This window comes from Streptomyces sp. MJM8645 (assembly GCF_001625365.1).
GTDB lineage: Bacteria > Actinomycetota > Actinomycetes > Streptomycetales > Streptomycetaceae > Kitasatospora.
In genome coordinates this window covers 3,177,876-3,201,014 of the sequence record NZ_LJJF01000001.1, presented here as the reverse complement: position 1 = coordinate 3,201,014, position 23,139 = coordinate 3,177,876, and the positions used below count along the sequence as shown (strand labels likewise).

Here is a 23,139-nt window from a genome sequence, read left to right as displayed (position 1 = left end):
GATACCCCCGGCCGCTCGGCGTGCCGGGCCGTTCGCGTTGCCCCGGCAGGCCTCTGCCGCCCGGAGGCAGCACCAGCCACGGGACGAAGAAGAGACCCTGATGAGTCTGACCGGACTGCTCGATGTCGTCGCGCGGGACTCGGCGCTCGCCGAGGCCATCGAGGCGGCGACCGCCACCGGAGCCGCGGCCGGCGGCCGCCGCCACCTGGACCTGGTCGGACCGCCCGCCGCCCGGCCGTTCGCCATCGCCGCGCTCGCCCGCGCGCTGGCCGGCCAGGCCGCCGGCGAGCGGGGCCGTCCGGTGCTCGCCGTCACCGCGACCGGCCGGGAGGCCGAGGACCTCGCCGCCTCGCTGCGCTCGCTGCTGCCGCCGGACGCGGTCGCCGAGTACCCGGCCTGGGAGACCCTGCCGCACGAGCGGCTGTCGCCCCGCTCGGACACCGTCGGGCGCCGGCTGGCCGTGCTGCGCCGGATCGTGCACCCGCGGGCGGACGACCCGGCGGCCGGCCCGGTGCAGGTGGTCGTCGCGCCGGTCCGCTCGGTGCTCCAGCCGCAGGTCAAGGGGCTGGCCGAGCTGGAGCCGGTGGCCGTCCAGCGCGGCGAGTCGCACGACCTGGAGGAGGTCGCCCGGCGGCTCTCCGCCGCCGCCTACGCGCGCGTCGAACTGGTCGAGAAGCGCGGCGAGTTCGCCGTCCGCGGCGGCATCCTGGACGTCTTCCCGCCGACCGAGGAGCACCCGCTGCGGGTGGAGTTCTGGGGCGACGACGTCGAGGAGATCCGCTACTTCAAGGTCGCCGACCAGCGCTCGCTGGAGATCGCCCAGCACGGCCTGTGGGCGCCGCCCTGCCGTGAGCTGCTGCTCACCGACGAGGTGCGGGCGCGGGCCGCCGAGCTGGCCGCCGCGCACCCCGGGCTGGCCGAGATCCTGGACAAGATCGCCGAGGGCATCGCGGTCGAGGGCATGGAGTCGCTGGCGCCCGTCCTGGTGGACGACATGGAACTGCTGATGGACGTGCTGCCGCTCGGCTCGGTCGCCGTGGTCTGCGACCCCGAGCGGGTCCGCACCCGGGCCGCCGACCTGGTGGCGACCAGCCAGGAGTTCCTGCACGCCTCCTGGGTGGCGGCCGCGGCCGGCGGGGACCGGCCGATCGACCTGGAGACCATCGACGTCTCCGCCGCCTCGCTGCGCTCGCTCGCCGAGGTGCGCGAGCACGCCGCCGAGATCGGCCTGCCCTGGTGGTCGGTCAGCCCGTTCGCGACCAGCGAGTCCACCGTGGACGAGGTGCTTGCCCGCGGCGGAGCCGCTGACTGGCACGGCGACGCCAACACGCTCACCCTCGGCATGCACGCCGTCGAGGCCTACCGGGGCGACACCGCCCGGGCGATCGCCGACGCCAAGGAGCGGCTGGCCGCCGACTGGCGGGTCGTGATGGTGACGGAGGGCCACGGGCCCGCCTCCCGGCTCGCCGAGGTGCTCGGCAACGAGGGCATCCCGGCCCGGCTGGTCGCCGACCTCGCCGAGGCGCCCACCCGGGACGTCGTCTACGTCTCCTGCGGCTCGATCGAGCACGGCTTCGTCGACGAGGCCCTGAAACTCACGGTCATCACCGAGACCGACCTGTCCGGCCAGAAGTCCTCCACCAAGGACATGCGCCGGATGCCGTCCCGGCGCCGCAACGCGATCGACCCGCTGGCCCTGGCCGCCGGCGACTACGTCGTCCACGAGGCGCACGGCGTCGGCCGGTACGTCGAGATGGTGCAGCGCACCGTCCAGGGCGCCACCCGCGAGTACCTGGTGCTGGAGTACGCCCCGGCCAAGCGCGGCCACCCCGGCGACCGGCTGTTCGTGCCGACCGACCAGCTCGACCAGGTCACCAAGTACGTCGGCGGCGAGGCCCCGACGCTGCACCGGCTCGGCGGCGCGGACTGGGCGAAGACCAAGCAGCGGGCCAAGAAGGCGGTCAAGGAGATCGCCGCCGACCTGATCAAGCTGTACTCGGCCCGGATGGCCGCCCCCGGCCACACCTTCGGCCCGGACACCCCCTGGCAGCGCGAGCTGGAGGACGCCTTCCCGTACGCGGAGACGCCGGACCAGCTGACCACCATCGCCGAGGTCAAGTCCGACATGGAGAAGTCCGTCCCGATGGACCGGCTGATCTGCGGCGACGTCGGCTACGGCAAGACCGAGATCGCGGTGCGCGCCGCGTTCAAGGCGGTGCAGGACGGCAAGCAGGTGGCGGTGCTGGTGCCGACCACGCTGCTGGTGCAGCAGCACTTCTCCACCTTCGCCGAGCGGTACGCCAACTTCCCGGTGTCGGTGAAGGCGCTCTCCCGGTTCCAGAGCGACAGCGAGGCCAAGGCCGTGCTGGAGGGCCTGTTCGAGGGCTCGGTGGACGTCGTCATCGGTACCCACCGGCTGTTCTCCTCCGAGACCAGGTTCAAGGACCTCGGCCTGGTCATCGTCGACGAGGAGCAGCGTTTCGGCGTCGAGCACAAGGAGCAGCTGAAGAAGCTGCGCGCCAACGTCGACGTGCTCACCATGTCCGCGACGCCGATCCCGCGCACCCTGGAGATGGCCGTCACCGGCATCCGCGAGATGTCCACCATCACCACCCCGCCGGAGGAGCGGCACCCGGTGCTGACCTTCGTCGGCCCCTACGACGAGAAGCAGATCTCGGCCGCGATCCGTCGCGAACTCCTGCGCGAGGGCCAGGTGTTCTACATCCACAACCGGGTGGAGTCGATCGACAAGGCGGCCGCCCGGCTCAAGGACCTCGTCCCCGAGGCGCGGATCGCCACCGCGCACGGGCAGATGGGGGAGAACCAGCTGGAGAAGGTCGTCGTCGACTTCTGGGAGAAGGAGTTCGACGTCCTGGTGTCGACCACGATCGTGGAGTCCGGCATCGACATCTCCAACGCCAACACCCTGATCGTCGAGCGCGGGGACACCTTCGGCCTCTCCCAGCTGCACCAGCTGCGCGGCCGGGTCGGCCGGGGCCGCGAGCGCGGCTACGCGTACATGCTGTACCCGCCGGAGAAGCCGCTCACCGAGACCGCGCACGAGCGCCTGGCCACCATCGCCCAGCACACCGAGATGGGCGCCGGCATGTACGTGGCGATGAAGGACCTGGAGATCCGCGGCGCCGGCAACCTGCTCGGCGGCGAGCAGTCCGGGCACATCGCGGGCGTCGGCTTCGACCTCTACATGCGGATGGTCGGCGAGGCGGTGGCCGAGTTCCGCGAGTCGCTGGCGAACGGCGGCGAGCCGGAGGAGGAGCCGCTGGAGGTGAAGATCGAGCTGCCGGTCGACGCGCACGTGCCGCACGACTACGCGCCCGGCGAGCGGCTGCGGCTGCAGGCGTACCGCTCGATCGCGGCGGTCAACTCGGAGGCGGACATCCAGCAGGTCCGGGACGAGCTCGTCGACCGCTACGGCAAGCTGCCCGAGCCGGTGGAGAACCTGCTGCTGGTCGCGGCGCTGCGGCTGTACGCCCGGCGGTGCGGCATCGCGGACATCACCCTCCAGGGGGCCAACGTCCGGTTCGGGCCGGTGGAGCTGCGGGAGTCCCAGCAGCTGCGGCTGAACCGGCTCTACCCGCGCAGCCAGGTCAAGGCGGCCGCCCAGCAGCTGCTGGTGCCGCGGCCGAGCACCGGGCGGATCGGCGGCAAGCCGCTGGTCGGGCGGGAGCTGCTGGGCTGGTGCAGCGAGTTCCTGTCGGCGATGTTCGACGACCTGACGGGGTCGAAGAAGTAGCCCCCGCCCGCCCCACCGTCCGCCCCGTCCCCGCCCCGGGCGGGCGGCGGGTAGGTTCGGGGTGTGACGACGAATGTTCCGGACGCGAAGCTGATCCTGCTGACGACCACCCACCGGGTGGCCCCCGGATTGCTGGCGTGGCCGGCGTGGGAGGCACTGCGGTCGGCAGGACGGGTGCTGGCGGCGGACGCGGGGCATCCGCAGGTGGCGGCGGTGCGGCAGGCCGGGGTGGAGGTCGAGGTCGTGGCGGCGGGGTCGGCGCCGGCGCTGGCGCGGCTGCTGACCGGGCAGCCGGGCGGGGCCGGGCCGACGGTGTGGCTGGGCAGCCCGGACGGGGATCCGGGGCTGACGGACGCGCTGGCGCGGCTGGCGGTGGAGCACGCCGGTGAGGTGCCGGAGATCGAGGTGCTGCCGGGGTCGTACGACCTGCCGGGGGCGCGGCTGCTGGACCTGGTGTCGGTGATGGACCGGCTGCGCTCGCCGGGCGGTTGCCCGTGGGACGCCGAGCAGACGCACGAGAGCCTGGTGAAGTACCTGGTCGAGGAGGCGTACGAGCTGGTCGAGGCGATCGAGGAGGGGGACCGGGAGACGCTGCGCGAGGAGTTGGGCGACGTGCTGCTCCAGGTGTTCTTCCACTCCCGGATCGCCGAGGAGCACCCGGAGGAGGCGTTCTCGATCGACGACGTGGCCGGTGACATCGTCGAGAAGCTGATGTACCGGCACCCGCACGTGTTCGGGGACGTCGAGGCGGAGGGCGCCGCCGAGGTGGAGGCGAACTGGGAGCAGCTGAAGGCGGCCGAGAAGGCGGACCGGGAGTCGGTGCTGGACGGCGTGCCGGCCGGGCTGCCGTCGCTGGCGTACGCGGCGAAGCTGGTGTCTCGGGTGCGCCGGGCGGGCTTCGCGGGCGTGCCGGACGAGCCGTACGCGCTGCCGGCGGAGCTGACGGCGCAGTCGGCGGGCCGGCTGCTGCTGGCGGTGGCCCAGCGGGCGCACGACGCCGGGGTGGACGTGGACGCGGCGCTGCGCTCGGCCGCGCGCGGTTACCGGGACGCGGTGCGCGCGGCCGAGGGCCTCAAGCCGGTCGGCGAGTAGCGGGCCCGGGCGGGGCCTCAGGCGGCCGTGGCGGTGTTCTCGATCGGCCGCCGCTGCCGGGGGACGACTTCGCCGATGGCCTCGCCGACGAGGGCGAGGAGTTCGGCGAGGCGTTCGAGGTCGAGGCGGGCGGGCAGTTCGGCGAGGGAGACGATCCGCTCTCCGTCGGGGCCGGCGACGCAGAACAGGTCGATGGGGCCGAGGTGCTTCTCGGCGGTGTCGACGAGGGCGGCGATGTCGCTGGGGCGGCGGATGTCGCCGCCGACGCCGACGACGGGGCAGCCCGGCCGGTCGAGTTCGGTGGCGAGGTCCTCGGCGACGCCGGCCCGCTGGTCGGCGATCAGCACTCCGGCGGCTCCGGCGGCGGCGAACCGGCGGGCGAGCTCGGCTCCCGATCCGCCGTCGAGTACCGCGATGACGACGACTGACCCGCTGACCCGCATGGTCTGCTCCTCCCTGTGGGCGACACCGCACCGGCGCCCACGATTTCTGCGGAGGATCGTAGGCAGGTCCTGACCCTCCGCAACAGGGATTACCCCTCAGGTGACCAGGGTCACGCCCGCCGCCCGGCCAAGAGCTGTCCAAGAGCTGTCCACGGACCGTCCACGAGGCGTCCACGGAGCGTTGGCGGGCCGTCCGCCGGGTGTCGACGATCCGGCTCCGCCGGTCGGGGTCGCCGGAGGCGGTGCGGCCCCGACCCACCGGATACGGTCGACGCATGCCAGTGCAGCCCGACCCCGCCGCCCCGCAGCTCTTCACCTGGGAGTTCGCCACCGATCCGTACCCCGCATACGCCTGGTTGCGCGAGCACGCCCCGGTGCACCGCACGACGCTGCCGAGCGGGGTGGAGGCCTGGTTGGTGACCCGCTACGCGGACGCGCGGCAGGCGCTGGCGGACAGCAGGCTGTCGAAGAACCCGGCGCACCACAGCGAGCAGGCGCACCGCACCGGGCGGGTGGGAATTCCGGGGGAGCGCCAGGCGGACTTGATGACGCATCTGCTGAACATCGACCCGCCGGACCACACCCGGCTGCGCCGGCTGGTGTCGAAGGCGTTCACGCCGCGCCGGGTGGCGGAGTTCGAGCCGCGGGTGCAGCAGCTCACGGACCGGCTGATCGACGGCTTCGCGCAGCGCGGTTCGGCGGACCTGATCCACGAGTTCGCGTTCCCGCTCCCCATCTACGCGATCTGCGACCTGCTGGGCGTGCCGGCCGAGGACCAGGACGACTTCCGGGACTGGGCCGGGATGATGATCCGGCACGGCGGCGGCCAACGCGGCGGCGTGGGGCGGGCGGTGAAGCGGATGCGGGCGTACCTGCTGGAGCTGATCCACCGCAAGCGGGCGGATCCGGGCGAGGACCTGATCTCGGGCCTGATCCGGGCGAGCGACCACGGCGAGCACCTGAACGAGAACGAGGCCGCCGCGATGGCGTTCATCCTCCTGTTTGCGGGGTTCGAGACGACCGTCAACCTGATCGGCAACGGCACGTACGCGCTGCTGCGCAACCCGGAGCAGCGCAGGCTGCTGCAGGAGTCGGTGGTGCGCGGCGAGACGGCGCTGCTGGACACCGGGATCGAGGAACTCCTGCGCTACGACGGGCCGGTGGAGATGGCGACGTGGCGCTTCGCGACGCGGCCGCTGTCGATCGGCGGGGTGGACATCCCGGTGGGCGATCCGGTGCTGGTGGTGCTGGCCGCGGCGGATCGCGATCCGGCCAGGTTCGCGGACGAGAACACCCTGGACCTGGCCCGCACGGACAATCCGCACCTGGGTTTCGGCCACGGGATCCACTACTGCATCGGCGCTCCGCTGGCCCGCCTGGAGGGGCGGAGCGCACTGACCACGCTGCTTTCCCGGCTGCCGGACCTGCGGCTCGCGGAAAACCCGGAGAACCTGCGCTGGCGGGGCGGCCTGATCATGCGTGGCCTGCGGGAACTCCCGGTCGAATTCACTCCGGAGGCCCGCTCTCCGCACGCGCCGGTCACGCCGGCCGACGCTCCGACACGCTGACGGCACGTCTCCAGCTCGTCGTGGAGCCAGGTCTGAACCCGCATTAATCCGGACATACCGCCGCCGTTGGTGGGCGATTGACCACGCGCCGTAATTTGTGTGTGATATCGGTGATATGAGCTTGTTATTGGTCTGATGATCTGTCTACTCTCCCTGGAGTTCGCAGCTGCGGACCTCGTGCGCGGAACGCCGAATCCTGCCCGCCGCGTCACGGGAAACCGACCAGACCCTGGGCAGGGGCGGGGGAACCAGGTTTGTTGCCGTTCCCCAACGGCTTGGGGTGAAGCCGCCCGAGCGGAATCGTTTCCGCTTTCGGCGGCCGGGCCACCTCCCGGTCCGAACCCGACAGCTCACCTCGCAGGCGTGCGGAGAGGGACCTCGTCATGCTGTTCGTTGGAACTGGCCGCCACCGTCGTCGCACCCAGACCGAGAAGGCCATCGCCGTCGCCGGTGTGGCCGGCGTCGGACTCGCGATGCCGCTCCTCACCGCCACCGGCGCCTCCGCCGCCCCGGCCTCCACCTGGGACGCCGTCGCCCAGTGCGAGAGCGGCGGCAACTGGAGCATCAACACCGGCAACGGCTTCTCCGGCGGCCTGCAGTTCACGTCCAGCACCTGGAAGGCGTACGGCGGCACCTCCTACGCCCCGCAGGCCAACCAGGCCAGCAAGGCGCAGCAGATCTCGGTCGCCGAGAAGGTGCTGGCCTCGCAGGGCCCGGGCGCCTGGCCCGTCTGCTCCCAGAAGGCCGGTCTGAGCAAGGGCGGCGCCCCGGCCTCCGTGGACACCTCCACGGATGCCAAGCCCGCCAAGCAGCCCGCCGCCAAGCCGACCCAGCAGGCGCAGACCCCGAAGCCCGCCCGGCAGCCGGTCCAGCAGGCCGCCCCGAAGCCGGCCGCCCAGCAGCCCGTCCAGCAGGCCCCGCAGCAGACGCAGCCGCAGACCCAGGGCTTCTCCGGCAAGGCCGGCTGGGACGCCGACGCGAAGGTGTACTGGTACCAGAACAACGGCGCCTGGTACTGGACCAGCCACCAGAGCGTCTACCAGCAGTACGCGGGCCAGCCCGCCGCCCAGCCGCAGTACGCGCCCCGCGCCGCGCAGCCCGCACAGTCCGCCCCGGCCGCGCAGCCCGCCGCCGCGCAGGGCGGTCACGACTACACCGTCCGGGCCGGCGACACGCTGTCGACGATCGCCGCCGCCCAGGGCGTGTCCGGCGGCTGGCAGTCGGTGTACGACGGCAACCGCGGCACCGTCGGCGGCAACCCCAACCTGATCATGCCCGGCCAGGTGCTGCACCTCGGCTGAGCGGCCCGGGCCCTGAGCGGCCCGCGCCCTGCGGGCGAAGGGGGACGGGCGCCGTCCCCCTTCGCCCGCATTCCCCCGTATTCGCCCGCTTCGATCGGGCAAGCAGGTGAACTACTGGTGGGTAGCGGGGCCACACGCTGAGACGGGACCGAGGCCAGCGCGGCCCCGGGGGCCGGGGCGGTTAGGCTCTGGTCGTAACGACTCCGCAATCGTCCCGCCGGCAGCACCCAACGTCAGCCGGACCCTGCTTCCGCAAGGAGATGCCTCGTGCCGTCCATCGATGTCGTCGTAGCCCGTGAGATTCTCGACTCGCGTGGCAACCCCACGGTCGAGGTCGAGGTCGGCCTCGACGACGGCAGCACCGGTCGTGCCGCTGTCCCGTCGGGTGCCTCCACCGGCGCCTTCGAGGCGCTGGAGCTGCGCGACGGTGACAAGAACCGCTACTTCGGCAAGGGCGTGGAGAAGGCCGTCCTGGCCGTCATCGAGCAGATCGGCCCGGAGCTCGTCGGCTACGACGCCACCGAGCAGCGCCTGATCGACCAGGCCATGCTCGACCTGGACGCCACCCCGGACAAGTCCTCGCTCGGCGCCAACGCGATCCTGGGCGTCTCGCTGGCCGTGGCGCACGCCGCCTCCGAGGCCAGCGACCTGCCGCTGTTCCGCTACCTGGGCGGCCCGAACGCGCACGTGCTGCCCGTTCCGATGATGAACATCCTCAACGGCGGTTCGCACGCGGACTCCAACGTCGACATCCAGGAGTTCATGATCGCCCCGATCGGCGCGGAGTCCTTCTCCGAGGCCGTCCGCTGGGGCGTCGAGGTCTACCACACCCTCAAGGGCGTGCTGAAGGAGCGCGGCCTGTCCACCGGCCTCGGCGACGAGGGCGGCTTCGCGCCGAACCTGGACAGCAACCGCGAGGCCCTGGACCTCATCACCGAGGCCATCCAGAAGGCCGGCTACGTGCCCGGCCGCGACATCGCGCTCGCCCTGGACGTCGCCGCGTCCGAGTTCTACGAGGACGGCGCCTACCAGTTCGAGGGCAAGGCCATCTCCGCCGCCGAGCTCATCGAGTACTACGCCGAGCTGGTCGACTCCTACCCGCTGGTCTCCATCGAGGACCCGCTGGACGAGTCGGACTGGGACGGCTGGAAGGCCATGACCGTCAAGCTGGGCGACAAGGTCCAGCTGGTCGGCGACGACCTGTTCGTCACCAACCCGGCCCGCCTGGCCAGGGGCATCGAGACCGGCACCGCCAACGCGCTGCTGGTGAAGGTGAACCAGATCGGCTCGCTGACCGAGACCCTGGACGCCGTCGAGCTGGCCCAGCGCAACGGCTACCGCTGCATGATGTCGCACCGCTCCGGCGAGACCGAGGACGTCACCATCGCCGACCTGGCCGTCGCCACGAACTGCGGCCAGATCAAGACCGGCGCCCCGGCCCGCTCCGAGCGCGTCGCCAAGTACAACCAGCTGCTTCGCATCGAGGAGATCCTCGACGACGCCGCCGAGTACGCCGGCCGCGGCGCCTTCCCGCGTTTCCGTTCCGCGGAATAGCAAGCACAGCCGCTCCGCGGAGTAGCAAGCACAGCCGCTCCTCGGAGCGGCGAGCACGGTCGCTCCGCCGACCGGTGAGCACGCCTGACCGGTGCCCCGCCGTTCACCCCGTAGGGTGGACGGCGGGGCACCGTCGCGACCAGGAGGGGAACGGGAGATGGCAGGCTGGAGGATCCCGGGCTTGGCGGCCCGGCCTCGCTTCACGAGCCGGGCGACCGTCCTCGTCCTGGTGCTCTGCTCGCTGGTGGCGATCCTCGCCTACCCGACGCGGCAGTTCATCTCCCAGCGCGCCGAGATCTCCGCCCAGCAGGCGAAGGCCGACCGCTCCCGCCAGCAGGTCGAGCAGCTGCGCCGGGAGAAGGCCCGCTGGCAGGACCCCGAGTACGTCAAGGCGCAGGCCCGCGCCCGGCTGCACTACGCGATGCCGGGGGAGACCCCGTACATCGCGGTGGATCCGGCCGGTCCGGCCGCCGCCCGGCCCTCGGCGTCCGCCACCGGTTCCGCTGCCGCCGCCGGCTCGGCCGCCTCCGACGGCGCGTCCGGCGGCTCGGCGCGGGCCGCCAAGCCCTGGTACGCCAGCATCTGGGACTCGGTCGACGCCGCCGACACCACCGACGCCGCCGCCCCCGCCTCCCCCCGTCCGCTCCCACCGTCCCCCGCTGGAGACACCTCCCCCCATGACCACTGAGAACCACCCCGCCGTCTCCGACGCCGACGTCGCCGCCATCGCCGCCCAGCTCGGCCGGGTGCCGCGCGGCCTGCGCGGCGTGGCGCACCGCTGCCCCTGCGGCAACCCGGACGTCGTGGAGACGGCCCCCCGACTGCCGGACGGCACGCCGTTCCCGACGCTGTACTACCTGACCTGCCCCAAGGCCGCCTCGCTGATCGGCACCCTGGAGGCGGACGGCGTGATGAAGGAGCAGACCGCCCGGCTCGCCGAGGACCCGGAGCTGGCCGCCGCCTACCAGAAGGCGCACGAGGACTACATCGCCCGGCGCGACGCCATCGAGGTGCTGGAGGGCTTCCCGAGCGCCGGCGGCATGCCGGACCGGGTGAAGTGCCTGCACGTGCTGGTCGGCCACTCGCTGGCGGCCGGCGAGGGCGTCAACCCGCTCGGCGACGAGGCGATCGGCCTGCTGGAGGACTGGTGGGCCAAGGGCCCCTGCGTCTCCCCGGCCGAGGTCGAGGCCGCCGGTGGGCGGGTCGCCCGCAACCGGGCCAAGGAGCAGGACCACCAGGCCGTGATCGAGGCCAAGCAGCAGAAGGCCGCCGAGCGCGCCGCGAAGAAGCGGGCCGCCGAGGAGTCCGACCCCGGGGAGTCCGCGTGAGCATGACCCGGGTGGCCGCGATCGACTGCGGCACCAACTCGATCCGGCTGCTGGTCGCCGACCTGGACCCGGCCACCGGGGAGATCACCGACCTCGACCGCCGCATGATCATCAACCGGTTGGGCCAGGGCGTGGACCAGACCGGCCGGCTGCACCCGGACGCGCTGGCCCGCACCTTCGCGGCCTGCCGCGAGTACCGGGAGGTCATCGCCGGGTTCGGGGTCGGCCCGGAGCGCACCCGCTTCGTCGCCACCAGCGCCTCGCGGGACGCCGAGAACAGCGACGAGTACGTCGAGGGCGTGCGCGCGATCCTGGGCGTCGAGCCCGAGGTGGTGAGCGGCGAGGAGGAGGCGCACCTGTCCTTCGTGGGCGCCACCAAGGAGCTGACCGGCGGCCAGTTCCCGGCGCCGTACCTGGTGTTCGACCTCGGCGGCGGCTCGACCGAGTTCGTGCTGGGCGGTGCGGACGTGCAGGCGGCGCGCTCGGTGGACATCGGCTGCGTCCGGCTCACCGAGCGGCACTTCGGCGGCGCCGAGCTGCCCTCGCCGGAGCAGATCGAGACGGCCCGGGCGCACGTGCGGGCCGAGCTGGACAAGGCCGAGGAGGTCGTCCCGCTGCGCGGCGCGGCCACCCTGGTGGGCCTGGCCGGGACGGTCACCACGGTGTCCGCGATCGCCCAGGACCTGCCGGCCTACGACTCGGCGGCGATCCACCACTCGCGGATCGGCCGGGAGCGGGTCGCCGGGATCGCCCGTGAGCTGCTGGGTGCCACCCACGCCGAGCGCGCGGCCATCCCGTCGATGCACCCGGGCCGGGTGGACGTGATCGCGGCCGGCGCGCTGGAGCTGCTGGAGATCATGGAGCGGACGGGCGCGGCCGAGGTGGTCGTGAGCGAGCACGACATCCTGGACGGCATCGCCTGGAGTATGGCCTCCTGACCTCCTGCGGGCCTTACCCGACCGGCCCCGGCACCCCTTTCGGGGGTCCGGGGCCGGGGCGCGCCCGGACCGGTGCGGGAAAGTTCGTGAATTTCTTCACATGGCGATCCAGTCATTCGTCGCACCCGCTCGCCCGCTACGTCCGAAATGTGGGACCGAAGGTCTGCTCGCCGTGACGACCCCTGGATCGCAGGTCAAGCCTCGGTTGAGGTTTGAAAATCGAAATCACGAGCGGGAACCCGGGCGCCGTACGGATCGTTGCTGCTCAGCAGGGTGGTATTCCGGCGTGTGCCCACGAGGGGGCGCCCAAGGCCGTGAGCCGACGTGCTGGGCCCGGATTTGCGGCCGCGCAGTGTAGCACGGGGTGTCCAGAAGCTTGTGACCGGGCTCACGAAGGCTGCTCCGGACGGTGCTGGATACTTTCGGATATGAGCACCACGGAGCGTCCTCGCATCCTCATTGTCGGCGGTGGTTACGTCGGCCTGTATGCCGCGATGCGCATCCTCAAGAAGATGCGTTACGGCGAAGCGACCGTCACGGTCGTGGACCCGCGGTCGTACATGACGTACCTGCCCTTCCTCCCCGAGGCGGCCGGCGGCAACGTCGCGCCCCGCAACCTCGTCGCGCCGCTGCGCAGCGCCCTCAAGAAGGCGGAGGTGCTCACCGGTGCGGTCACCGGTGTGGACCACGCCCGCAAGGTCGCCACCATCCAGCCCGCGGCCGGCGACAGCTACGAGCTGCCCTTCGAGTACCTGGTCGTCGCGACCGGCTCGGTCTCCCGCACCTTCCCGATCCCGGGTCTGGCGGAGCACGGCATCGGCATGAAGACGGTGGAGGAGGCCATCAGCCTCCGCAACCACGTCATGGCCCAGCTCGACAAGGCCGAGTCCACCGCCGACGAGGAGGTCCGCCGCAAGGCCCTGACCTTCGTCGTCATCGGCGGCGGTTTCGCCGGTGTCGAGACGATCGCCGAGGTCGAGGACATGGCGCGCGACGCCGCCAAGATCTACAAGACCGTCAGCCGTGACGACATGCGCTTCGTCCTGGTGGAGGCGGCCAACCGCATCCTCCCGGAGATGGGCCCGGACCTCGGTCTGTGGACCAAGGAGAAGCTCGAGGAGCGGAAGATCGAGGTCTACATCGAGACCTCGATGGACTCCTGCGTCGACCAGCACGTGGTGCTGAAGAACGGCCTGGAGATGGACGCCTCCACCATCGTGTGGACGGCCGGCGTGAAGCCGAACCCGGTGCTGGCCAACTTCGGCCTGCCGCTGGGCCCGCGCGGCCACGTCGACACCGCGCCGACCCTCCAGGTCCAGGGCTTCGACTACGTCTGGTCCGCCGGCGACAACGCCCAGGTCCCGGACCTCGCCTCCGGCGAGGGCGCCTGGTGCCCGCCGAACGCGCAGCACGCCGTGCGCCAGGCCGCCGTCCTCGGTGACAACGTCATCTCGGGCATGCGGGGCTTCCCGCAGAAGAACTACGAGCACAAGAACCTCGGTGCGGTCGCCGGCCTGGGCCTGCACAAGGGCGTCGCGATCCTCTTCGGCAAGGTCAAGCTGAAGGGCCGCCTGGCCTGGTGGTTCCACCGCGCGTACCACGGCGCCATGGTCCCGACCATGAACCGCAAGGTCCGGGTCTTCACCGACTGGACGCTGGCCATGTTCCTGAAGCGCGAGATGGTCGGCCTCTCCCAGATGGAGCAGCCGCGCCTGCCGATCCAGGAGGTCACGGCGCCCACGAAGCCCGTGGAGGCCGCCAAGCCGGCCGCCGAGAAGGAACTCGCCAGCAAGTAAGCGACTGCGACCCCGGTGTGGGAGCACCGGGGTATGAGTCGGAGGCCCTCCGCCCGGCAGTGTCGCCGGACCACGACCTCCGTGGTGCTCAGCCGGCCGTGCGACCGGGCGGAGTACAGAAGTAGAAGGGCCCCTGCCGAAACCCTCCGGCAGGGGCCCTTTCTCGTCGTCCGCCCGCTGGGCGGGCCCGTGAGGGGCGGTCAGTCGGTCTTGATGCTCTCCAGGATGTCCAGCTTGGACGCCCGGCGGGCGGGCCAGATCGCGGCGACCAGGCCGACCACCCCGGCCAGGGCCAGGAACAGCGCCAGCTGGCCGAACGGCAGGACGGTGGTCAGGCCGCTCAGGCTGGACTTCAGGGTGCCGTTGATCGCCCAGGCGATGAAGCAGCCGAGCAGCAGGCCGATGCCGGCGCCGAACAGCGAGATCACCACGGACTCCAGGCGGACCATCCGCTTGATGCCCCGGCGGTCAAGGCCGATCGCCCGCAGCATCCCGATCTCGCGCTTGCGCTCGAAGACCGACATCGCCAGCGTGTTGATCACGCCCAGGATCGCGACCAGCACGGACATCGCCAGCAGGCCGTACATCAGGTTCAGCGCGAAGGTGATGGTCTGGCTGAAGTCGTCGCGGACGTCCTGCTTGGACTTGACGTCGATCACCGGGTTGGCGCCGGTGGCGTCCTTGAGGGACTGCTTGAGCGCGGCGGTGGCGCCGTCCTTGCCCTTGACCAGGACGTCGGTGATGTAGGGCTTCGCCTCGTGCTTGGCGACCTCGCTGTTGGCCAGCAGGGCCGAGCCGAGCATGCCGCCCTTCTCGTACACGCCGCCGACGGTGAGCTGACCGGTGGACTGGTCCGGGTAGGAGACCGCCATCGTCGAGCCGGCGGTGACGTGGAGCTTCGTGGCGAGCTCCTGGTCCACCAGGACCTTGCCCTGGCCGAGGGCGGCGGTGGCGCCGCTGGTCAGCTTGACCTCGGCGAGCTGGTCGAAGGAGCCGGCGTCCATGCCGGTGATCGCCACGCCGGTGCCGTCGAGCTCCCACCTGGCGGTCGTCACCGCGGAGGAGGCGGCCACCCCGGGGGCCTTGGCGATCTCACCGGGCACCTGCTCGGACAGGCTCATGTGGTTGGCGCCCGAGACCATGTAGTCGGACTTCATCGAGCTGGTGACGGCCTTGTCGATCGCGCCGCCGACCGAGGCACCGATCACGGTGAGGCCGCTGACCAGGGTCAGGCCGATGGTGAGCGCGGCGGCGGTGGACGCGGTGCGGCGCGGGTTGCGGACCGCGTTCTGCTGGGCGAGCTTGCCCGGGGTGCCGCCGAGCCCGCGCAGCAGCGGGCCGATCAGTGCGACCACCGGGCGGGAGAGCAGCGGCAGCAGGACGAACACGCCGATCAGGGCGAGCAGGGCGCCGAGGCCGACCGGCAGGCGGCCGCTGTCGTTGCCGGTGGAGGCGCCGAAGCCGATCAGCGCGAGGCCGCCGGCGGTGAGCGCCGAGCCGATCGCGTTGCGGACCAGCAGGCTCTTCTGGCTGGTCGGCTGGTCGCCGCTGCTCATCGCCGCCACCGGGGCGATCCGGGAGGCGCGCACGGCCGGCAGCAGGGCGGACAGCACCGTCACCAGGACGCCGACGGCCAGGGTCACCGCGATGGTGAGCGGCTTGATGACCAGCGTGCCGTGCGGCATGTTCTCGTTCAGCTGGCTCATCAGGGCCTGCATGCCGGCGCCGATCCCGATGCCGGCGAGCAGCCCGGCCAGCGCCGCGACGGTGCCGATCGCCAGGGCCTCGGCCAGCACCGAGCGGGTGACCTGCTTGCGGCTGGCGCCGATCGCCCGCAGCAGCGCGAGTTCCTTGGTGCGCTGGGCGACCAGCATGGTGAAGGTGTTGGCGATGATGAAGATGCCGACGAAGAGCGATATCCCGGCGAAGACCAGCAGCATGGTGCGCATGCTGTCGGTGGTCTTGGTGATCATCGCCTGCTCGTCGGCCTTGAGCTTGGCGCCCGTCTCGACGTCGAAGTGCTGGCCGGACGGCACCTTGGGCTGGACCTGGGCGAGCAGCGCGTCCTCGCTGGTGCCGGGCTTGGCGGTGAGCACGATGCTGCTGAAGTGGCCGGGCTCCAGCAGCAGCTGCTGGGCGGTGGCGCGGTCGAACAGGGTGAGGGTGCCGCCGCTGTTCACCACCGGGTCGTCGGTGGTGAAGACGCCGGTGAGCTTCGCCTCGACCACCGGGCCGTTGATGGCGATCCGGACGGTGTCGCCGATCTTGTAGCCGGCCTTGTCGGCGGTCTTGCGGTCGAGGGCGATCTCCTTGCCGTTCTTCGGGCCCTGACCCTCGGCCATCGGGTAGCGCGGGTCCTTGCCGTCCGCGGCCGGGGCGAAGTTGGCGCCCTTGGCGGCCCAGAACTGGCCGATCAGGTTGCCGCTCCGGTCGGCGACCCCGGTGAAGCCGCTGACCACGCCGCGGGCGTTGGCGGTGCCCGGCAGGGCGGCCAACTGCTGGACGGTGGCGTCGGTGAGCGAGGCGTTGCCGCTCTCGCTCTTCTGCTTGGCGCTGGCGCGGGAGCCGGCCGAGTAGTCCACGACCTGGACCGAGACGTCCGAGTAGCTCTTGGAGTTGTTGTCCCGCATGGCCTTGCCGAAGGTGTCGGAGAAGACCATGGTGCCGGCGACGAAGGCGGTGCCGAGCATGACGGCCAGCGCCGTCATGAGGAGTCGGCCCTTGTGGGCCAGCACGTTGCGCAGTGCGGTGCGGTACATGGGGTGTCCTGGGTTTCGCGTAGGGGCGGCGGCTGGGCTGGCTGGCCCTGGCTGGCGGGATGCTCTAGCTGGTGCGGCCCTTGGCGTCGAAGCGGCGCATGCGGTCCAGGACGGTGTCGGCGGTGGGGTGGTGGAGTTCGTCGACGATGCGGCCGTCGGCGAGGAAGACGACGCGGTCGGCGTAGGAGGCGGCGACGGGGTCGTGGGTGACCATGACGACGGTCTGGCCGAGTTCGCGGACGGAGTTGCGCAGGAAGGAGAGGATTTCGGCGCCGGAGCGGGAGTCGAGGTTTCCGGTGGGTTCGTCGGCGAAGATGATGTCGGGCTTGCCGGCGAGGGCGCGGGCGCAGGCGACGCGTTGCTGCTGGCCGCCGGAGAGCTGGGAGGGGCGGTGGCTGAGGCGGCCGGAGAGGCCGACGGTGTCGACGACGCGGTCGAGCCAGGCCTTGTCGACCTTGCGGCCGGCGATGTCCATCGGGAGGGTGATGTTCTCCAGGGCGGTCAGGGTGGGGAGCAGGTTGAAGGCCTGGAAGATGAAGCCGATGTGGTCGCGGCGGATCTGGGTGAGCTGCTTGTCCTTGAGGCCGACGAGCTCGGTGTCGCCGATGGTGGTGGAGCCGGAGCTGATGGTGTCGAGGCCGGCCATGCAGTGCATGAGGGTGGACTTGCCGGAGCCGGAGGGGCCCATGATGGCGGTGTACTGGCCCTGCGGGAAGTCGACGCTGACGTTGTCGAGGGCCACGACGCGGGTCTCCCCGTCCCCGTAGACCTTGTTGAGGCCGGTGGCGCGGGCGGCCGCCAGGCCGGTCCGGACGGCGGTTGCGGTCGACGTGGTCACGGGGGTGCTCCTTGGTGGTCGCGGGCTGCGGGAGACGCGCTGGGCGCCTGGACGGCCGGGCCGCCAGGGGCGCCCGGCCGTACCTCCATGCTCCGCCGCGTGATCATGAGTTCTCATCGCTCCGCCGGACGGTTGGCCTGACCGCCGCTGGGCGTACGGCCAGGTGACGCCCTCCTCCTGGGGTATGACGCCGACCCTGAGCGCGGGTCGGTGGCCGGAACTCGTGCACTTCGTGGCCGAATTGCGGACTGTTCGTCAGATCGCAAGGAAACATGACAACTTCCCTGGCTGGGAACATGCGAAAGAGTGAGGCGGGCGACTAGGCTCTGGGGTGGCCCGCACCGGGGGTGGAGCGTTTCTTCTCCGGCCGATGGAGCGGCCCGTCCACAGGACGCCCGGATGGTGGAACGCAGACACGGGCAGCTTAAAACTGCTTGGCCGCGAGGCCGTGCCGGTTCGAGTCCGGCTCCGGGCACCGCTCGACTCGGGGGGGCGCCGACGGCGTCCCCGCCGGGAGTCGTTCAGTGATCCTCCTCGCGGCGTATCCCGATATTTTTGCCAAGCCATTACCCTGGTGGCTGGGCGGTGCAGTGCCGCCACGGAGGGAATGTGCAATGAGAAGCAGCAACCCGGTCTTCTCGCGGGAGGGGTCCTTCACCCGCGAGCCCGGCTACGCGGGGTTCGGTACCACCACGCAGGCCGGGGGCCAGTACGGCAACAACCCCTACGCGGGGACCCCTTACGCCCAGCAGCCGCAGGCGCAGGGCCCGCTGACCGACGAGCAGCTGTACGAGATGTACAACGGGCCGTCGGCCGGCCCCGCCGCCACCGGGCGGATGACGCTCGACGACGTGGTCGCGCGCACCGCGATGACGCTGCTGACCCTGGTCGCCGCCGGCGCGGTGGCCTGGTTCGTGCTGCCGTTCGAGAACTTCGGCTTCGCGATCGGCGCCAGCCTGGTGGCCATGGTCGTCGGCCTGGTGGTCTCCTTCAAGCGCAGCGTCAGCCCGCCGCTGATCCTGACCTACGCGGCTCTTGAGGGTTTCGCGCTCGGCGCGGTCACGCACGTGCTCAACACCGTCTTCGAGGGCATCGCGATCCAGGCGGTGCTGGGTACGGCGGCGGTCTTCGCGGCGATGCTGTTCGCCTACAAGAGCGGCCGGATCCGGGTCACCGCGCGCTACACCCGGATCGGCATCGCGATCGCCATGGGCTTCGTGCTGCTGATGCTGGTCAACATGATCGCGATGGCGTTCGGCGCCGACCTCGGTCTGCGCTCCGGACCGCTGGGCATCGTGGTCGGCCTGATCGGCATCGCCCTCGGCGCCTTCTTCCTGTCGCTGGACTTCGCGGCGATCGAGGAGGGCATCGCCCAGGGCGCGCCGCAGAAGGAGGCCTGGCGGGCCGCCTTCGGGCTCACCCTGTCGCTGGTCTGGATCTACGTCGAGATGCTGCGCCTGATCGCGATCCTGCGCGGCGACGACTAATCGCGGTCCCGCCGTACCCACTGCCGCCGGGCCCCCGGAGCGAAACGCTCCGGGGGCCCGGCGGCGTTTAGGCTCCCTGTCATGCATGACGTACAGCTCCTGGTCGAAGCCGTCGACTCCCTGGCGGATCGTTTCCGCTCGCTGCCGCAGAGCAAACTGCTGGGCGCCGTGCCCGGGCACGAGTCCCGGGCGGCGGCCGCACTGGCGTTGGCCCGGCGGCTGGCGGCCCTCGCGCTGGCGGCGGAGGGCGGGCCGGAGCGGGAGTTCCCGGAGGCCGGGGCGTTCGCGGTGGGCGACCAACTGGCCGTCGCCGGGCACGACCTGGCGGCCGCGCTGACGGCCCTGCCGGAGGGCGCCGCGGTCGCCCTGGCGGACGGGCCGGTGGCGGCCGCGGAGGTGCTGGCCGAAGCGGTGGCCGTGGTGCGCGCGACGGCGGCGCTCTGCGGCTAGGCCCTGTCCGGACACGCCGAAGGCCGGCCGGGTCGGTAACCCCTTGACCCGGCCGGCCTTCGGTGTGCTGCGCTGTGTGTGCCGTGCTGCCGCGCTGCTGGGGCGGCGTCAGATGCTGGCGACCACCCGGTCGGCGAGGACGTAGACGGCCTCCTCGTCGGTGGAGAAGGTCAGCGAGTACGAGCCGGAGAAGCGCGAGCCGCCGAGCAGTCGGACGTGCTCACCGGCACGGACCGCGTCGATCAGCCGGTAGGCGGCCTCCCGGTCGCCCGGGGCCACGCAGAGCGTGGTGCCGTCGGCGAAGGCGTACACGTCCAGGGTGCCCAGCGGGCCCGGGCGGACGTCGATCAGGGCGACGGCCTCGTCGGCGAGGGTGGCCAGCCGGGTGTCGGTCCACTCGCGGGACGGCGCCTGGCTGGGCACGAAGTCGGGGTGGGAGGGGTGGCGGCGCGGGTCGGGTGCGGCGACCGGGGCGTCCTCGACGGCCTGGTCGGCGTCCAGCAGCCCGGCCTCCAGGCCGGTGGCCAGCAGGTCGGCCTCGCGGCGGGCGCGGGCGTCCCCGGTGGGCTCGGCGGAGCCGGTGGAGGCGGCGGTGGAGCCGGCGGAGGAGGTGCCGGAGCCCTGGCCGGGGAACGGCGACGAGCCGCCCTCGGGACCGGGCTCGGCGGGGCCCTCGTTGATCAGGTCCTCCAGCGCGGAGCGCAGCGCCTCGCCGAACTCCGGGTCCATGGTGCCGGCGTTGTCGACGGCGTCCTGCGGGCCGGTGGGGCGGGGGAAGAACAGCGGCCACTCGTCGGTGCTGGCGAACGCGCCGGTGTACGGGGAGTCGAACAGTGGCGCGTCCTCGGCCGCGCGGGCCTCCTGCTCGGCCCAGAACGCCCGGGCCTCGGTGATCTCCCGCTCGCGGTCGGCGGCGAGTGCCTCGGTGACGGCCTGGCGTATCGCGGCCTGGTCCACCGGGGCGGGTGCGGCCTGGGCCGCGGCCTGCGCGTCCAGCCGGCGGGAGAGTCCCCGGAGGTGGAGCAGTACGGCGGTCGACACGGTGATCAGGATCAGCAGCAGGATGGTGTAGACGGCGCTCACGGAACGTACTCCTAGCGAGGAGCGGAACGGGGTTACGTGTCCACACTGCCGCATCCGGGGCTGTTGCCGCAGTGGCGAATGTCTAATTTGTGGGGGACTTTCGCTCTTGTCCCCAAATTGTTAGGTAACACCGTTCTACGCAGTGGAGTTGATCCGCTCCGCAGTGTCGATTTCCGGGCCGAAAACGAGCGAAAAGAGGGCCGGATCGACCTCGCGATGTGATCCGGCCCTCAATTACTCACGGTCACTCCAAATGGGTGGTCCAGACCCTTTCGGGGTGGCCCGGCGGGTCAGCTGAGGCGCTCGATCACCATCGCCATGCCCTGGCCGCCGCCGACGCACATGGTCTCCAGGCCGAACTGCTTGTCGTGCCACTGCAGCGAGTTGATCAGGGTGGTGGTGATCCGGGCGCCGGTCATGCCGAACGGGTGGCCGACGGCGATCGCGCCGCCGTTGACGTTCAGCTTGTCCAGGTCGATGCCGAGATCCCGGTAGGACGGGATCACCTGGGCGGCGAAGGCCTCGTTGATCTCGACCAGGTCGATGTCGTCGATGGTCAGGCCGGCCCGCCGCAGCGCCTGCCGGGAGGCCTCGACCGGGCCGTAGCCCATGATCTCGGGGGAGAGCGCGCTGACGCCGGTGGAGACCACCCGGGCGAGCGGGGTGATGCCCAGCTCCCGGGCCTTGGTGTCGGACATGATGACCAGCGCGGCGGCGCCGTCGTTCAGCGGGCAGCAGTTACCGGCGGTCACGGTGCCGTCCGGTCGGAACACCGGCTTCAGGCCGGAGACGCCCTCCAGCGTGACGCCGGCGCGCGGGCCGTCGTCCTTGCTCACCACGGTGCCGTCCGGGAGCGTCACAGGGGTGATCTCGCGCTCCCAGAAGCCGGCCTTGATGGCGGCCTCGGCGAGGTTCTGCGAGCGGACGCCGAACTCGTCCTGCTCGGCGCGGGTGATCCCCTTGAGCGCGGCCAGGTTCTCGGCGGTCTGGCCCATCGCGATGTAGGCGTCCGGCAGCAGGCCGTCCTCGCGCGGGTCGTGCCACTCCCCGCCGCCCTCCTCGGCGCGCTTGGCGGTGCGGGCCTGGGCCTCGTCGAAGACCGGGTTCGTGGTGCCCGGCATGCCGTCCGAGGTCCCGTTCACGCTGCGCGAGACGGTCTCCACGCCGGCCGAGAGGAAGACGTCGCCCTCGCCGGCCCTGATCGCGTGCAGTGCCATCCGCGTGGTCTGCAGCGAGGACGAGCAGTAGCGGGTGATGGTGGCGCCGGGCAGGTAGTCCATGCCCATCTGGACGGCCACGATGCGGGCCAGGTTGTGGCCCTGCTCGCCGCCGGGCAGACCGCAGCCGAGCATCAGGTCGTCGATCTCGCGCGGGTCGAGCTGCGGGACCTTGGCCAGCGCGGCCTGGATGACGTGGGCGGTCAGGTCGTCGGGGCGGACGTCCTTGAGCGAGCCCTTGAAGGCCCGGCCGATCGGCGAACGGGTGGCGCTGACGATGACGGCTTCGGGCATGGCGGGCTCCTCGCTGGGTGACGGCGGACTGGCGTCCGGGAGGAAAGTTACCGCCTGGTAGATCAGGCGTCACCCGTCCCGGCGTGTGAGCTGGCCGACGTGTCGCCGGCCTCTGGAACGGCCCCTTCCCGGGTCTCCTCGGGTGTCCACGAGCCGGGCAGCCCGACCCGCAGCCGGTGGCGCAGCAACGCCCAGCGGCGGCCGGCGCCCTCCGTCTCGACGGCCGCGACCTCGGTGCCCGAACGCCCGGCCGCGGCGGCGGCGGCCATCGCCACCGGCAGCACCGTCCCGCCCGGCACGGGTGCGGCCGGGCGCTCCTCCTCCGGCCAGAGGCCGAGCGCGGCGCACACCGAGGGCAGCACGGCCATCGCGGCCGTCGCGTAGCCCTGGGCGGACGGGTGGTAGCGGTCGGCGGCGAACATCTCCGGGCGCGCCGCGAACTCCGGGCCCAGCAGCGAGCCCAGCGAGACCGTCCGGCCGCCGGCCTCCACGACCGCGATGGTCTGCGCGGCCGCCAGCTGGCGGCTCAGCCGGCGGGCCACCCAGCGCAGCGGCGGGTGCACCGGCTTGATCGTCCCGAGGTCCGGGCAGGTGCCGACCACCACCTCGCAGCCGTTCGCCCGCAGCGCCGCGACGGCCTCGCCGAGCTGGCGGACGGCCAGCTGGGCCGGGCTGTGCCGGGTCACGTCGTTGGCGCCGATCATGAGCACGGCGACGTCCGGGTGGTGCGGCAGCGCCTGCTCCAGCTGGCCCGAGAGGTGGGCGGAACGGCCGCCGGAGCGGGCCACGTTGACCAGCCGGACCGGGCGCTCGGCCACCGAGGCCAGGCCCGCGGCCAGCAGCGCGCCCGGGGTCTCCCGGGCCCGCAGCACACCGAGGCCGGCGCCGGTGGAGTCGCCGAGGACGGCCAGCACCAGCGGCGGCTGCGTGGCGGCGGAGCTGTCGGCGAAGGCCTCGCCGTAGACGCCGTCGGCCTTGGGCGGATCGCCCTCCAGCACGCCGATGGCCTGGATCGCCAGCTTGCTCTCGGTGAGCAGCACGCCCACCAGTCCCACGCCCAGCAGGCCGAGCCCGCCGCCGCCGTACGCCGCCGCGGTGGCGATCCGGCGGGCCACCCGGGCCCGCGAGTCCTGTGCCCCTGGCATCCGATGCCCCCTTCGCGTCCTGGTGCCGCCCCCTCCGGGGCCATGGCGATGCCTGCACCCCCCTCCTACCCGCGCGGGGGCCGGGGCTACCT

The 23,139-nt window shown here is 72.2% G+C and carries 17 protein-coding genes, 1 tRNA gene and 1 riboswitch; of the genes, 12 read left to right on the top strand and 6 right to left on the bottom strand.

The annotated features are described in order from the left end of the window. Nucleotides 1-100: 100 nt before the first annotated feature. Both mfd and A6F73_RS13550 read left to right on the top strand, forming a co-directional pair. On the top strand, nt 101-3,754 hold the full coding sequence (gene mfd / locus A6F73_RS13555; RefSeq protein ID WP_063348039.1) for a transcription-repair coupling factor: 3,654 nt from the start codon (nt 101-103) through the stop codon (nt 3,752-3,754). 63 nt (nt 3,755-3,817) lie between these two features. Then, complete coding sequence (locus A6F73_RS13550) at nt 3,818-4,846, top strand: MazG family protein (RefSeq protein WP_063348038.1); 1,029 nt, start codon at nt 3,818-3,820, stop codon at nt 4,844-4,846. 17 nt (nt 4,847-4,863) lie between these two features. Here A6F73_RS13550 and A6F73_RS13545 read toward each other — a convergent pair whose 3' ends face one another. Further along, the gene (locus tag A6F73_RS13545; protein ID WP_063348037.1) at nt 4,864-5,289 is read right to left on the bottom strand and encodes an SDR family NAD(P)-dependent oxidoreductase; all 426 of its coding nucleotides are present in this window, start codon (nt 5,287-5,289) and stop codon (nt 4,864-4,866) included. A gap of 275 nt (nt 5,290-5,564) precedes the next feature. Here A6F73_RS13545 and A6F73_RS13540 point away from each other — a divergent pair, with 275 nt between their 5' ends. From A6F73_RS13540 to A6F73_RS13510, 7 genes are all read left to right on the top strand, one after another. Continuing rightward, nucleotides 5,565-6,857: a cytochrome P450 gene (locus A6F73_RS13540; RefSeq protein ID WP_063348036.1), complete on the top strand. Its 1,293-nt coding sequence runs from the start codon at nt 5,565-5,567 to the stop codon at nt 6,855-6,857. Between the two features lie 210 nt (nt 6,858-7,067). Next, a riboswitch (cyclic di-AMP (ydaO/yuaA leader) is annotated at nt 7,068-7,235 on the top strand. 5 nt (nt 7,236-7,240) lie between these two features. Beyond that, a complete protein-coding gene (locus tag A6F73_RS44000) occupies nt 7,241-8,158 on the top strand; it encodes a transglycosylase family protein (RefSeq protein WP_063348035.1) in 918 nt (305 codons plus the stop codon). Nucleotides 8,159-8,425: 267 nt separating this feature from the next. Next, the gene (eno, locus tag A6F73_RS13530; protein ID WP_063348034.1) at nt 8,426-9,712 is read left to right on the top strand and encodes a phosphopyruvate hydratase; all 1,287 of its coding nucleotides are present in this window, start codon (nt 8,426-8,428) and stop codon (nt 9,710-9,712) included. A gap of 181 nt (nt 9,713-9,893) precedes the next feature. After that, complete coding sequence (locus A6F73_RS13525) at nt 9,894-10,400, top strand: septum formation initiator family protein (RefSeq protein ID WP_063348033.1); 507 nt, start codon at nt 9,894-9,896, stop codon at nt 10,398-10,400. Next, a complete protein-coding gene (locus tag A6F73_RS13520; RefSeq protein ID WP_079136261.1) occupies nt 10,372-11,040 on the top strand; it encodes a DUF501 domain-containing protein in 669 nt (222 codons plus the stop codon). Before A6F73_RS13525 ends, A6F73_RS13520 begins: the two co-directional genes overlap by 29 nt. Before the next feature lie 2 nt (nt 11,041-11,042). Next, on the top strand, nt 11,043-11,978 hold the full coding sequence (locus tag A6F73_RS13515) for a Ppx/GppA phosphatase family protein (RefSeq protein ID WP_063348031.1): 936 nt from the start codon (nt 11,043-11,045) through the stop codon (nt 11,976-11,978). 428 nt (nt 11,979-12,406) lie between these two features. After that, a complete protein-coding gene (locus A6F73_RS13510; protein WP_063348030.1) occupies nt 12,407-13,774 on the top strand; it encodes an NAD(P)/FAD-dependent oxidoreductase in 1,368 nt (455 codons plus the stop codon). Nucleotides 13,775-13,974: 200 nt separating this feature from the next. Here the strand turns inward: A6F73_RS13510 and A6F73_RS13505 are convergent, their stop codons facing one another. Both A6F73_RS13505 and A6F73_RS13500 read right to left on the bottom strand, forming a co-directional pair. Next, a complete protein-coding gene (locus tag A6F73_RS13505) occupies nt 13,975-16,533 on the bottom strand; it encodes an ABC transporter permease (protein WP_063348029.1) in 2,559 nt (852 codons plus the stop codon). Nucleotides 16,534-16,597: 64 nt separating this feature from the next. Continuing rightward, nucleotides 16,598-17,371, bottom strand: a complete 774-nt coding sequence (locus A6F73_RS13500) for an ABC transporter ATP-binding protein (protein WP_063348028.1) — start codon at nt 17,369-17,371, stop codon at nt 16,598-16,600. Nucleotides 17,372-17,764: 393 nt separating this feature from the next. Here A6F73_RS13500 and A6F73_RS13495 point away from each other — a divergent pair. The 3 genes from A6F73_RS13495 to A6F73_RS13485 all read left to right on the top strand — a co-directional run bounded on the left by A6F73_RS13495 (nt 17,765) and on the right by A6F73_RS13485 (nt 19,308). After that, nucleotides 17,765-17,846 (top strand) — tRNA-Leu (locus tag A6F73_RS13495). A gap of 139 nt (nt 17,847-17,985) precedes the next feature. Beyond that, complete coding sequence (locus A6F73_RS13490) at nt 17,986-18,858, top strand: Bax inhibitor-1/YccA family protein (RefSeq protein ID WP_063348027.1); 873 nt, start codon at nt 17,986-17,988, stop codon at nt 18,856-18,858. Nucleotides 18,859-18,939: 81 nt separating this feature from the next. Further along, nucleotides 18,940-19,308: a hypothetical protein gene (locus A6F73_RS13485; RefSeq protein ID WP_063348026.1), complete on the top strand. Its 369-nt coding sequence runs from the start codon at nt 18,940-18,942 to the stop codon at nt 19,306-19,308. 108 nt (nt 19,309-19,416) lie between these two features. Here the strand turns inward: A6F73_RS13485 and A6F73_RS13480 are convergent, their stop codons facing one another. The 3 genes from A6F73_RS13480 to A6F73_RS13470 form a co-directional block, all read right to left on the bottom strand. Continuing rightward, a complete protein-coding gene (locus A6F73_RS13480; protein WP_079135655.1) occupies nt 19,417-20,391 on the bottom strand; it encodes a hypothetical protein in 975 nt (324 codons plus the stop codon). Nucleotides 20,392-20,681: 290 nt separating this feature from the next. Further along, the gene (locus A6F73_RS13475) at nt 20,682-21,902 is read right to left on the bottom strand and encodes an acetyl-CoA C-acetyltransferase (protein WP_063348024.1); all 1,221 of its coding nucleotides are present in this window, start codon (nt 21,900-21,902) and stop codon (nt 20,682-20,684) included. A 62-nt stretch (nt 21,903-21,964) separates the two neighbouring features. Next, nucleotides 21,965-23,047: an SGNH/GDSL hydrolase family protein gene (locus A6F73_RS13470; RefSeq protein WP_063348023.1), complete on the bottom strand. Its 1,083-nt coding sequence runs from the start codon at nt 23,045-23,047 to the stop codon at nt 21,965-21,967. Between the last annotated feature and the right edge of the window lie 92 nt (nt 23,048-23,139).